This is a genomic window from Pseudalgibacter alginicilyticus, assembly GCF_001310225.1.
GTDB lineage: Bacteria > Bacteroidota > Bacteroidia > Flavobacteriales > Flavobacteriaceae > Pseudalgibacter > Pseudalgibacter alginicilyticus.
This window is the reverse complement of record NZ_CP012898.1, coordinates 378,740-392,573: the sequence shown is the minus strand read 5'-3', so window position 1 is coordinate 392,573 and position 13,834 is coordinate 378,740. Positions and strand designations below refer to the sequence as shown.

General features: G+C 31.3%; 10 protein-coding genes and 1 pseudogene. 8 read left to right on the top strand and 3 right to left on the bottom strand.

What is annotated here, in order from left to right; all coding sequences use genetic code 11:
• The first annotated feature begins 2 nt into the window (after nucleotides 1–2).
• The 8 genes and pseudogenes from APS56_RS01550 to APS56_RS17105 form a co-directional block, all read left to right on the top strand.
• Nucleotides 3–692, top strand: coding sequence for an LOG family protein (locus APS56_RS01550; RefSeq protein ID WP_054724118.1), 690 nt, complete (start codon nucleotides 3–5; stop codon nucleotides 690–692).
• 121 nt (nucleotides 693–813) lie between these two features.
• Entirely contained in the window at nucleotides 814–3,642 is a 2,829-nt protein-coding gene (locus APS56_RS01545) for a gluzincin family metallopeptidase (protein WP_054724117.1), read from the top strand.
• Between the two features lie 173 nt (nucleotides 3,643–3,815).
• A complete protein-coding gene (locus APS56_RS01540) occupies nucleotides 3,816–6,227 on the top strand; it encodes an alpha-ketoacid dehydrogenase subunit alpha/beta (protein WP_054724115.1) in 2,412 nt (803 codons plus the stop codon).
• An 8-nt stretch (nucleotides 6,228–6,235) separates the two neighbouring features.
• Nucleotides 6,236–6,721, top strand: a complete 486-nt coding sequence (locus tag APS56_RS01535; RefSeq protein ID WP_054724113.1) for a hypothetical protein — start codon at nucleotides 6,236–6,238, stop codon at nucleotides 6,719–6,721.
• 296 nt (nucleotides 6,722–7,017) lie between these two features.
• On the top strand, nucleotides 7,018–7,632 hold the full coding sequence (locus APS56_RS01530) for a fumarylacetoacetate hydrolase family protein (RefSeq protein WP_054724111.1): 615 nt from the start codon (nucleotides 7,018–7,020) through the stop codon (nucleotides 7,630–7,632).
• Between the two features lie 11 nt (nucleotides 7,633–7,643).
• Nucleotides 7,644–9,560, top strand: coding sequence for a DUF294 nucleotidyltransferase-like domain-containing protein (locus APS56_RS01525; protein WP_054724109.1), 1,917 nt, complete (start codon nucleotides 7,644–7,646; stop codon nucleotides 9,558–9,560).
• Nucleotides 9,561–10,229 (top strand): 3'-5' exonuclease, encoded by a 669-nt coding sequence (locus APS56_RS01520; protein ID WP_054724107.1) that lies wholly within the window; start codon nucleotides 9,561–9,563, stop codon nucleotides 10,227–10,229. It begins immediately after the preceding gene.
• 172 nt (nucleotides 10,230–10,401) lie between these two features.
• Nucleotides 10,402–10,814: pseudogene (locus tag APS56_RS17105) on the top strand (transposase); the annotation flags it as partial.
• A 198-nt stretch (nucleotides 10,815–11,012) separates the two neighbouring features.
• On the opposite strand, the gene APS56_RS01510 reads toward APS56_RS17105, so the two are convergent.
• The 3 genes from APS56_RS01510 to APS56_RS01500 form a co-directional block, all read right to left on the bottom strand.
• Nucleotides 11,013–11,654: a DUF6266 family protein gene (locus APS56_RS01510; RefSeq protein WP_054724105.1), complete on the bottom strand. Its 642-nt coding sequence runs from the start codon at nucleotides 11,652–11,654 to the stop codon at nucleotides 11,013–11,015.
• A 125-nt stretch (nucleotides 11,655–11,779) separates the two neighbouring features.
• Nucleotides 11,780–12,220, bottom strand: a complete 441-nt coding sequence (locus APS56_RS01505; protein WP_054731064.1) for a DUF6943 family protein — start codon at nucleotides 12,218–12,220, stop codon at nucleotides 11,780–11,782.
• Between the two features lie 1,117 nt (nucleotides 12,221–13,337).
• On the bottom strand, nucleotides 13,338–13,832 hold the full coding sequence (locus APS56_RS01500; protein WP_054724103.1) for a heavy-metal-associated domain-containing protein: 495 nt from the start codon (nucleotides 13,830–13,832) through the stop codon (nucleotides 13,338–13,340).
• Between the last annotated feature and the right edge of the window lie 2 nt (nucleotides 13,833–13,834).

The window sequence follows — 13,834 nt, the reverse complement described above, 5'->3', positions numbered from 1 at the left end:
AAATGAGAAAAGAACAGCACCCCAAAGGTTGGAACGAAATTAAAACAAATGATTCATGGGCTATTTTTAAAATTATGGGTGAATTTGTAAACGGCTATGAAAAACTTAGCAAAATTGGACCATGTGTCTCTATTTTTGGATCTGCCAGAACAAAACCAGACAACCCATATTATCTTTTAGCTGAAAAAATTGCTAAAAACATAGTAGAAGCAGGTTATGGTGTTATAACAGGAGGTGGACCAGGTATTATGGAAGCAGGGAACAAAGGGGCACATTTAGGAGGAGGCACCTCTGTTGGTTTAAATATTGATTTACCGTTTGAACAGCATGACAACCCTTATATTGACCCCGATAAGAGTTTAGATTTTGATTATTTTTTCGTTAGAAAAGTTATGTTTGTTAAATACTCACAGGGTTTTGTTGTCATGCCCGGAGGTTTTGGAACCTTAGATGAATTATTTGAAGCCATTACATTAATACAAACTCATAAAATTGAAAAATTCCCTATAATATTAGTTGGTACAGAGTTCTGGAAAGACTTATTAGGATGGATTAAAAATAGCTTATTAGAACATTTTGGAAACATCAGTCCTAAAGATTTAGACTTAATTCACTTGGTAGACACCCCTGAAGATGTTATTAATATTTTAGACAGTTTTTATAAAGAATCTGGTTTAAGTCCTAATTTTTAAGTTGCTAATCAAATTACTCTTTATACTAAGCACGTAATAAAACAGTTATTTAGGTATGAAATTGCTATATTGCTGTGCCTTAAATTTTTAATATGAACCCATTAATGCTATCTATAATAAATTGAGTATTCGTTTTATTTATTTACTTCTACTCTTTTTTTCGAGTTTAAGCTTTAGTCAAAATATTATTGACATTAAAGCAAAGTTTCATGTTGAAAAAAAACAAATATCAGTATCTCAGATAATTAGTTACCAGAATACAACATCCGACACGCTAAATAGTATTTATTTAAACGACTGGAATCATAGTTATTCTACAAAAAAAACACCATTAGCTAACCGACTTGCAGAGGAATATAAAACGGTTTTTCACTTTGCTAAAGACCATGAAAGAGGTTTCACATCTATTAGCATGCTGAAACAAAATAACGAAAATGTTGATTTTGAGCGTTTAGTAAATCACCCTGATATCATAAAAGTTACGCTTAATACGCCTTTAGCACCTAACCAATCTTATATTTTAAACTTAAATTATTTGATTCAAGTACCTAGCGATAAGTTCACCAATTACGGTGTAACACCCGAGGGAGATTTTAATTTAAGATATTGGTACATAACACCTGCAGTTTATGATGGTAAATGGCACTACTATAGCAACAAAAATTTAGATGACTTATATATTCCTGAATCGGATATTACAATGGAAATTGAATATCCAAAAAATCATCATTTAACTTCAGAATTAAATATAGATAACACAACTCAAAAAACTAATAGTCAAGTTATTAAATTGTCAGGAAAAAAGAGAGTAACAAGTAAAATATTTTTAAACAAAAAAGCTCAATTCGATATCATACAAGATAAAAACCTCGCTTTTGTTTCAAACATTAAAGACGACAACATAGAAGTTTTAGAAAAGGTACACATTACAGAAAAAATAGTAGGGTTTTTAAATGATAATTTAGGAAAATATCCGCATGAAAAGTTATTAATTACTCAAATCGAAACTTCAAAAAACCCTGTTTATGGACTGAATTTTTTACCAAAATTCATCAAATTATATCCTGTTCATTTTGAGTATGAATTAAAAATTTTAAAAGTTGCCCTTCAAAATTATCTTGAAAACACTTTATTAATCAACCCTCGAAAAGACCAATGGCTTTTGGATGGTATACAAGTGTATTTTTTAATGAAATATGTAGAAATAAACTATCCTGAAATGAATTTTTTAGGGTCAGTTTCTGATTTTTGGGGTGTGAAATCATTTCATGCAGCCGATTTAAAATATAATGATAAATATATTTTAGCTTATATGCTCATGGCACGAACCAATAGAGACCAAGCGCTATCAATACCTAAAGATTCCTTGTTAAAATTCAATGAAAATATTGCTAACAAATACAAAGCAGGTATTGGTTTTCAGTACCTTGACGACTTTATTAATTCTAATATATTAGAAAACACAATTAAATCTTTTTTAAAAGACACCCAATTAAAACCAACATCACCTTTAGCTTTTGAAACGTATTTAAAATCAAAAACAAACAAAGATGTTAATTGGTTTTTTAATGATTACATCAAGACTAGAAACAAAATCGATTTCAAAATAAAAAATGTAACTCAAACAAATGACTCTATAACCTTAACCATTAAAAATAAGCGAAATAACAGCATGCCTATATCATTATATGCTCTTAATAATGATCATATCATTTCTAAAACTTGGGTTGAAAATATTTCGGGAAACAAAACCATTACAATTCCTAAAAATAATATCAATAAGCTTGCTTTAAATTATAATAATATTATTCCCGAAAATAATTTACGAGATAATTGGAAATCTTTAAGAGGTTTCTTTTTCAACAATAAACCATTGCAATTCAGACTGTTTAAAGATATTGAAGACCCTCATTACAATCAAGTATTTTTCATGCCCATTTTGGAATTTAATAATATTTATGATGGTCTTGATTTAGGAGTTAGAATGTATAATAAAACCATATTAAGAAAACATTTTACATATAGTTTTGAACCTCAATACTCAGTTAAATCAAAATCCTTAACCGGAGCAGCCTCTTTTTCAATCAATCATTTTATTGAAAACAAAGATTTATATGCTATTAGATATGGACTTTCTACCAGTTATAAATCATATGCTGAAGATTTATTTGTTAGACAAATTTCGCCTTTTGTTAATTTTTCATTTAGAGAGGATCACGACTTTCGTTCCAACCAAAGAGAATTACTAACGGTGAGGTATGTAGAAACCAAACGCGATGAAGATATACTAAATATATCCAATTCAACAAAACCTAATTATAATATATTTAATGTAAAATATGTTAATTCCAATGATAATTTAATCAACTTTAAACAATGGAATGCAGATCTTGAAATTGCTAAAACATTTTCAAAAGTATCTTTCAATTATGAATTTAGAAAGCTATTTGAAAGCAATCGGCAATTAAATTTACGTTTTTTCTCAGGAATCTTTTTATACAATGAAAACCCTGTTGGTTCAGATTACTTTAGCTTTGCCTTAGACAGACCTACAGATTACTTATTCCAACACAATTATTTAGGCCGCTCTGAAGCTACAGGTATCTTTAGTCAACAATATATTGAAGCCGAAGGCGGATTTAAATCCAAACTTGACACACCATTTGCGAACCAATGGATTTCAACATTAAACGCAAGTACAACACTTTGGAAATACATTTTATTGTATGGTGATATTGGTTTTGTTAAAAATAAGTTTCATTCTGAAAAATTTGTTTATGATTCTGGTATTAGAATTAATTTAGTTACTGATTATTTTGAAGTATACTTTCCAATATATTCTAATTTAGGCTGGGAAATAGGACAGCCAAATTATGATGAAAAAATACGATTTAAATTTACAGTAGATCCTGAATCATTATTAGGTTTATTTAGAAGGCGCTGGTTTTAAATAAATATCAAAATTTTATTTATTCATACCAAAATACGGATTTAGATAAAAAATTCCTAATTAAACAACCGTAATCACTAAATTCTTAAATATTTTTCAATGTTTTTAAGTTTTATTTTATTGTAATACTGCAAAACTTTAACTAATTTTGCAAAACGAGAAAACTCAACTAAATGCAGACTGTTCCTGACTTACAAAATAACATGTCGTTTGATGATTTTAAGACTGAAGTTTTAAATGATTACAAAATAGCTGTCATGAGTAGGGAATGTAGTTTATTGGGACGTCGCGAAGTTCTAACTGGAAAAGCTAAATTCGGTATTTTTGGAGATGGCAAAGAAGTTCCTCAAATAGCCATGGCCAAAGCTTTTTTGAAAGGCGATTGGAGATCGGGTTACTACCGCGACCAAACTTTCATGATGGCCATTGGAGAATATACTATCGAAGAATTTTTTGCTGGTCTTTATGGAAATACCAATTTGGAACATGAACCCATGTCTGCAGGACGTCAAATGGGTGGTCATTTTACAACACATATTTTGGATGAAAATGGAGATTGGAAAAACCAAACCCAACAATATAATTCCAGCACAGACATCTCTCCGACTGCTGCACAAATGCCACGTCTTTTAGGCTTAGCTCAAGCATCAAAAATATATAGACAGTTAGAAAATATCCAACAAGACAAATTTTCCGTAAAAGGAAATGAAGTGGCTTGGGGCACTATTGGAAATGCGAGTACGTCTGAAGGTGTATTTTTTGAAACGATAAATGCAGCTGGAGTACTTCAAGTCCCCATGATTATTAGTATTTGGGATGATGAATACGGTATATCTGTACATGCCAAACACCAAACAACTAAAGAAAATATTTCAGAAATATTAAAAGGTTTTCAGCGAGACACCAATACCAACGGATTGGAAATATTACGCGTTAAAGGATGGGATTATCCTAATGTAGTAGAAACCTATGCTGAAGCAGCTTCTATAGCTAGGGAAGAACATGTACCCGTTGTAATTCATGTTGTAGAGCTTACACAACCCCAAGGGCATTCTACTTCAGGCTCTCATGAACGTTACAAAAACAAGCAACGTTTAAATTGGGAAGCTGACCATGATTGTAACAAAAAAATGCGCGATTGGATTATTGAATCTGGTATAGCAGACAATGAAACACTACTTGGGATAGAACGCAACATAAAAAAAGAGGTTCGTGCAGGTAGAGAAAAAGCATGGACTACTTTTATTGACCCGGTTAAGAAAGAAAAAGAAAGCCTTATAACAGTTTTAAATAACTTAGTTGAACTTAGTAAAAACCCTAAAGAACTAACTAAAACTAAAAATACTTTAGTAAGTATTAAGGAACCAACTCGCAAAGAAATACTATCAACCGCTAGAAAAGCATTACAACAATCTATTGGTAATCAAAATACTGAACGACAAAGATTATGCGATTGGGTAAACGATTATTTTAATTTTATTCAACCTAAGTTTAGTTCACATTTATATTCAGAATCTGAAAAAGCCGCTTCAAAGGTTACAGAAATAAAACCAACCTACCTGGACAATGCTCCCTTAGTTGATGGTCGAATTATTATCAGGGATAATTTTGATACAATTTTTAATTCACATCCCGAAGCACTTATTTTTGGTGAGGACACAGGTAATATTGGTGACGTAAATCAAGGATTGGAAGGTTTACAAAACAAATATGGCGAATTGCGTATTGCCGATACTGGTATTAGGGAAGCAACTATTATAGGACAAGGTATAGGCATGTCTTTAAGAGGCTTACGCCCCATTGCAGAAATTCAATATTTAGACTATATTCTGTATTGTTTACAGATTATGAGTGATGATTTAGCTAGTTTACATTATAGAACTAAAGGTCGCCAAAAAGCACCACTTATTATACGAACACGTGGGCACAGACTGGAAGGTATTTGGCACTCAGGCTCCCCAATGGGTGGTATTATTAATTTAGTTAGAGGTATTTTAGTGTTAGTTCCCAGAAACATGGTTAAAGCAGCTGGATTTTACAATACGCTTTTACTTAGTGACGAACCTGCATTGGTAATTGAGTGTTTAAATGGCTACAGATTAAAAGAAAAAATGCCAAACAATATGGGATGCTTTACAACACCTGTTGGTGTTGTAGAAACCATAAAAAAAGGAAACGATATTACACTCGTATCATACGGCTCTACCCTCAGAATTGTAGAACAAGCTGCAAAAGAGCTTTTAGAAGCAGGCATTAACGCTGAAATTATTGATATACAGTCTCTCATTCCTTTCGATATAAATCATGATATAGCTAAAAGCATTCAAAAAACTAATAGACTCATGGTTATAGATGAAGATGTGCCAGGAGGAGCTTCTGCTTATATTTTAAATGAAATTTTAAATACTCAAAATACGTTTATGTATTTAGATAGCGCGCCAAAAACACTTACTTCAAAAGCACATAGACCAGCTTATGGCAGTGATGGCGACTATTTTTCAAAACCATCTGTAGAAGATGTTTATGAAGCTGTTTATAACGTTATGCACGAAGTAAACCCTAAGAATTATCCAGCATTAAGATAATTCACCACATGAAAGCAGTCCCTTTAAAAGAACTCAAACAAGAATTAGGTGCCATTTCTAACCAAGAACTTCAAGAATTATGCTTGAAGCTCTCACGATTTAAAAAAGAAAACAAAGAGCTTCTTACCTATCTTTTATTTAAATCTTCAGATGAAGATGCTTATATACAAAGCATTAAAAACTACATGGATGAGCAATTTAAAATAATAAACACTAAAAGTTATTTTTACATCCGAAAAAGCATCCGAAAAATATTAACTAACACAAAAAAATATATCCGGTATTCTCAAAAAAAAGAAACTGAAGTTGAACTTTTATTATATTTCTGCGAAAAACTTAAAAACTTCTCTCCAAGTATAAAAAACAGTCAACAATTAATAAATGTTTATAACCGACAGTTAATATTAGCAAAAAAAATAGTTGACACACTTCATGAAGATTTACAATACGATTACAAATTAATTATGTCTGAATTACAAGATAATTATTATTAAAACAAAAAACACTCATCAAAGAGTGCTTTTAATTGATTAAAATAGCTTGTAAATTAAATGCGTTTAGCTTTTTTAGCAAGCTTTGCTGCCTTTTTCTCTTTTGGAGACAAAACAGCCTCCTTTTTTACATTTTTTTTTGCGTCTTGAGATTTTGCCATGATATTAATTATTAATTACCAATTCATAAATGTATAAAAAAACTTTATGCGAAAATGATTTATAATTTAATTTTCAACAAAGTTATTTTAGCTTAATTCATTAAATTTACGACATAATAACTAACTCAATTAAACATTATGAAAATATTAGCCATCGGAAAAAATTATGTTAACGATAAAGCAGAAATCAGTGCGAATAAAACGGGAAATCAAATCATATTTTCTAAACCAGAATCTAGTCTTGTAGAAAACAATAAAGATGTTGTTTACCCCAGTTTTACAAATCAATTAAATTATGAAGTAGAATTGGTAATAAAGATTGGAAAAACGGGAAAGGACATATCACTTAATGATGCACCAGCATACATCTCTGAAATTGGTATTGGCATTGATTACACGGCAAAAGATGTTTTTAATGCCTGCAGAGAAACTAAAGGTCCTTGGGATTTAGGGAAAGGATTTGATGGCGCTGCTCCTATTTCATCTTTCAAACCAGTGTCTAACTTTCCAGATTTAAATAACATCAATTTTAATTTGGTTATTAATGGCGAAGATAAACAAGTAGGCAATACCAATTACATGATTTATAATTTCGCCGAAATCATTGCATTCACATCAAAATACATGACACTAAATCCTGGTGATTTAATTTTTACTGGAACACCTGCTACAGGTACTGGAGTTATTCAAAAAGGAGATCATTTACAAGCATCCATTGAAAAAGAGTTACTTTTAGATTTTAAAATGATATAGTACAAAAGACTATGGCTAACTCAATAGCAGATCGTGTTTCTTTTTTTTTAAGTGGATATCCGCCGTTTAATATGCTTGGTAAAAAAAGCTTATTAGAAATCGCTTCACAAGTAGATATTATTTATTTAGAAAAAGGAGATACTGTTTTTAAAAAAGATGATGCTTACCATAAACACTTTTACATTGTACGAGACGGTGCTGTAAATTTATATCATATCACTGAAACGAATAAAAACATTGTAGGCATTAATGACACTGGCGATATTTTTGGCTTAAGAGCACTAATAACTAAAGAAAACTATAAACTTTCATCTGTTGCAAACGAGGAATCTATTTTATATGCCATTCCTATTGAAGTGTTTGAAACTGTAACTCAAAAACAAGTTAAAATACACAAATACTTAGTTACTTCTTTTGCTAGTAATACATATGACCCCTATACAGCAGAAGAGAACGATGAAATTTTTGTAGATTATCTACCTAATAGCTCACAGGATATAGCAAACTTTCAAACAGCCGACTATACAAAAACGCCCATTACTTGCACAACGGACTCCCATTTAAAAGAAGCCGCAACCTTAATGTGTACACATAGTATTAGCTGTATTATTGTAGTTGATGAGCATAAACATCCTGTAGGTATTATTACTAATAGTGATATTAAGAAAAAAATAGCTACAGGATTATTTCCCATTACAACACCTGTTACCAATGTAATGTCATCACCTGTTTTTACAGATAATAGAAATACAACAGTTGCCAATGCTCAATTACAGATGATTCAACACAACATTAGCCATTTGTGTATAACTAAAGATGGTACTCCAAATTCTAAATTAGTAGGTATTTTAACACATCATGATATTTTAGTTACTTTAGGAAACAGTCCTTCTGTGTTATTAAAAGAAGTAAAAAGAGCTAAAAGAAATAAAAATTTAAGAAGTGCTCGTTTAAAATCTAACACACTATTAAAAAGTTACTTAGAACAAAATATCCCATTATCTCACATTATTAAAGTTATTTCAAAAATAAATGACGCCGTTGTGGTACGTGCTATAGAACTATCTATTAAAAAAATGGAAACACCACCTCCAGTAGCATTTTCTTGGATAGCTATTGGTAGCCAAGGTAGAAAAGAACAATTGCTATTTACCGACCAAGATAATGCCCTTATTTTTGATGACGTTCCAAAAGAAGATTATAAAAAAACACAAGAATACTTTCTACAATTAGCAAAATTAGTTACAAAATCACTTAACATCATTGGTTTTGAATATTGCAAAGCAGACATGATGGCTAGTAATATAGAATGGTGCAAATCCATTTCTGAATGGAAAACACAATTCAATAATTGGATTATTAGTGCAGACGAAAAAGGTATCCTATTGTCTTCCATATTTTTTGATTACAGTCTTTCTTTCGGCAACAAACCATTGGTAGACGATTTAACTGATAGCATCTATAAAACATTAGAACACTCCTCACTATTCTTTAATTTATTAGCAAAAGATGCTTTAAAAAGTCCTCCACCTTTAGGATTTTTCAAACAATTTTTAGTGGAACAAAATGGCGAACACAAAGACTTATTTAATATTAAAAGAAAAGGCTTAATGCCTTTAATTGATGCTGCTAGATTGTTAGTATTAAGTAAGCAAATAAAAAATATAAACAGCACCTATGATAGGTATGATAAATTGGCTCAAATAGACCCCAATAATAAAGAACTATATCATTCTTGTGCATATGCTTTTAAAGCTTTACTTAAATTCAAAACAAAACAAGGGCTACTCCATAATAACGATGGTAAATTTATTGAACTATCATCGCTTACCAAAGAGGAGCAGTTAAAATTAAAAAGATGTTTTAAACCTATTAAAGAAATTCAAGAATCACTTAAATTACGTTTTAACCTATCTAATGCCTTATAAATGATTTTTGATTGGTTTAATAAAAAAAACAAAAACACGCCTGAGTTCTGGGAAACATATCTTAATAATTTTAAGAACTTAAAAAAAGTAGACATTCCAGATGCTCGTTTTGTAGTTTTTGATACAGAAACTACTGGTTTTGATTCTGATGCAGACAGAATTCTTTCCATAGGGGCTGTTACCATACAAAACAAAAAAATTGCCGTTAAAAGCAATTTTGAAATTTATTTACATCAAGAGGTTTTTAAACCAGAAACCGTAAAAATTCATGGTATTTTAAAGGACGGTAAATTTAAAAAAGTATCTGAATTAGAAGCTATTAAATCTTTTTTAGATTATATAAAAACAGATGTTTTAGTAGCACACCATGCCCGTTTTGACTACCGCATGGTAAATAGTATGCTTTTAAGAAATGGCTTAGGAAAACTAAAAAATAATTTTATTGATACGGCTGTACTATATAAAAAATCAAAACATATCATCTATCAAGAAACGCTTAAGAATTACTCTTTAGATGAATTAGCGAAAGAACTTAATGTTCCTATAATTGATAGACACACAGCAAGTGGCGATGCACTTATAACTGCAATTGTATTTTTAAAAATACTTTCTCGTTTAAAGAGCAATACAAATAATAACCTTGGGTGGGATTATTTACTTAAAACCTAATTAAAAATTATAAGATATTTTGGAATAATATTTTAACCTCTTATGTATTTAAAATATACTTGTATGTCCTGAATTACGAGTGTCTTTACAAGTGAATTTACTATATGGAATTACTACATTAGACTGGACATTATATTGCGAGATTTAGAGTTACATAAATTAACTTTGAATCATGAAGAAACAACACAGAAATTACAGTACATCATTTAAGCAAAAGGCAGTAGAATTAAGCTATGCCCGGGGTCATGTCAAGCAAGTTTGTGAGGAACTGGATATTCCTTACTCGGTATTGCACCGCTGGAGACGAGAATCCCAAGATTATGGAAAGAACAGTTTTCCAGGTAGAGGAATCCCAAAATTGACAGATGAACAAAAAGAAATAGCCCTATTAAAGAAATAATTAAAAGGTATTTCAGAAGAACATAAAATATTAAAAAAGGCGGTACGCATTTTCTCCAAGAGCGACAAGAAAAATTTAAGTTTTCAGTTGAGAAAATAATTGGTTAAAAGCTATGGTTATATAATCAAAAATTAGCTGAGTTAATTACAGCTATTTTTAAAGATAGTTACGAAAGCTATAGAGCTCTAAAAGAATAAATTACTTTCCGATACAATATTTAACTAGCCCTATATCTATTGGCACTATTGCATATGGGCAACAAATAGCATACAAAAAACATATAAAAAGAGAAGATTAGCAACAACTATTAATAAATTGCTCAACAAATATAGCATAAAAAAAACCGCTCGATTAGAGCGGTTTCTAAATAAAAACACCAAGCATTAATTAGCTGTACCAGAGCCTAAATAAATACTATTAGATACTTGACTACCATCAGCAGTAATAAAAGCCATAAATAGCTCTACTGTATCTCCTGCATAGGTTGTTGGGATTGGAACAATTTGAGAACCTACTGTTCTATCTGCTCCATCAAGTAAAGAAATAGATTCTCTTTTTGATGGATTGTAAACCAATAACATAGACTTGTCAGTAGTATTTGCATTACCTTCTGCAGAGTTATCATCCCAACCAAACGTTACTTCTCCAGCTGTTGCCAAATCAGTCGTTGGGTTTAACGCACCAGATAAACCTCCTCGACTTACTAAAGCGTTCGGATAGTCGATAACAAAGTTAGGTTCTGTACCTGTAATCGCATTATTCAACACATACGACATCGCAGCATTAAATTCTGTTTTCTTAACAGCTAACCCTTTATAACCTAACTTAATAAAAGGTTTTACAGCTTGTAAAAATTCTAAAGTGGCAGTAAACTTTGTTCTTTGGTTTACCTGACCAACAGTTCGTGGATTAGCTACACTTGAAGGTTTAATTCTAATGTAATCAATTCCTTTCCAGCTTCCACCGATAATGTTTCCAACCTTACCTGAAAGCCCTCCTAAAATACCTTGAGCAATTTTACCCATAACATAAATGATTTAAATGAAACTTACTTTTGTTCGGACTTGGTACGGACTTGAAATGAAGTTGTACCATCCGCTGAAATATATGGCAAGTTTTATGCTATTCTTTTGATATGGATTTTGTTGCTTTAGATTGCTTCTTTTTGCATTATAGAAAATAAACTTTGAATATAAGATATTTTTAAATCTGCCATTTTTGAAATGATATTATGAAGCTCCGCTTCCTTTTTGCTAATTGCTGACACTATATTAATATGCTTTTGCAACTGAATTTCATTATAAAACAATGAGGTGTAACTGTTTTTTAAAGTCTTTCTACAATCATCTATCGAGATAAACGGAATAACACTACCTTTTAAATAGTAAGCGTAAAAACCGCCAATTTGCAACATCATAGATATGTGAAAAAGCGTGTGTTTTTCTTCTTCGGTTGAAGTTGTGACTACAAAACAATTAGGACAAGGATTTGTCAAGGGTTTTCCGCTGTTTAGTCCTTTGTTTAGTATAAAAAAGTGAGGGTTTGAGTAAGTTCTTCCGACTTGGTGTGTTTTTAGTTCAAAAGTTGACATAGCTATCCAATTTAAAATTGCTTCGCTACGCTTCGCCACATTATTTTTTTGAAAAGAAAAAAGATAGCCATAGTACTTGTGGCGTGGGTAAGGCTGTCAAGGTTTTTGGGTAAAAGTTTTTTGAGTTAAAATGTTTAAGGATAAAGGATAAGGGTATTGAAAAAAGTTTTATTCAAAACCCGTAGGGCTTGACCTTTATAGCCTTGTGCGGCTGGTAGAGGTAGCCACATATATTTGCTTCCTTTTTTTATTTTAATATTTCAAATTGGTTTTCATCTTGATTCAAATGCTTCTAACTTTTCTGGGGAATTAACACTTAAAAAAATAGGTTGCTGTTCGCTATTGAGCATTGGATGAAGCGTTTGTATAGGTAGCGTTTTAAATAGTTGTTTGGTAAAACAGCATTTAAATAAGCTACTTATACAGGACTTTTAGACAATAGCTTATTGCTTTTTTGAGGTACGATAAAAAGTAATGTGCTATGGCGTAGTACTATTTATCTTAAACCTATTTTTTTATATCCTATTTCTTGGGTGGTGGGGAAAAGTGGACTATAATATTTGTTAACGAAATGAAATAAACAAAGACTTGAGGTAAGGAATACTTGGACTTAACGATGGTTTTGTGCAGTTGAATGAGATAACGAATATTATTCAAAATTAACGTTACCCTTTAAATGTACGACTGTTTAATACTTGTTCAAAATGTGATTAAAAGTTCGGATGTGAGCGTTGGATAAGCGGATATTTTACATAATAGCAGTTATAGCTACGAAAATATAATAAAACGCCGTAGGCAACCATTGAAAGGATTTTTGCTACTATAACTTCTATTATGTAACTTAGCTTTGGGTTGGTTTTGTGGCGGAATAGTTGTTTTGAGCCTTGGCAATAGCTCTTTGCTTTTTTATTGTACTAATTTATTACAATAGATACGTTTAAATAAAACAAGCAATGTGCTATTATAGCGTTGGCTACAACTATTGTGACATAAAACCAACTATGTGGTGGCGAGCGGAACAACACAAAAGACAGAGGATTTTGAGGTACGAGAAAACTGGGTTTTGGGTTGTGGGGAATAAAAAAGAGCCTTTCAAAAAGACTCTTTCATTATTGGCTTAATGGTCGTGATTTGAATGGTCATCACTTTCTTCTTCACCAGATTGATTCATCATCATTTCGTGGTCGTATTGACAACAACCTGGTAAATCTTTATAGGCTTCTTCACTTCCTGAAACTTTTTCAGTATCATAACCTGATGCTGCGATAGCATTATGGATTGCCATTTCATCGGTTTTTGTATCATCAAAAGAGACATCAATCTTCTTTTTATCGACATCCCAATTGGCACTTGCAACACCATCTACACCATTGGCCGCTTTTTCAATGGTACTTTTACACATACCACAATTACCTCTTACTCCAAAAGAAAGGTCTGTCATTGCGATTTCTTTTGAAACTTGCGTTGTGGTTGTTTCTGTTTCTTTTTTGGTTTCGTTTTTACAACTTGTAAAAACTACTACTGCTATTACAGCTACACCTAAAATTACTTTTTTACTCACGTCGATTACATTATCGTTTTTGTGTTCGTGATTTTTCTTTAAAAAATTCATTG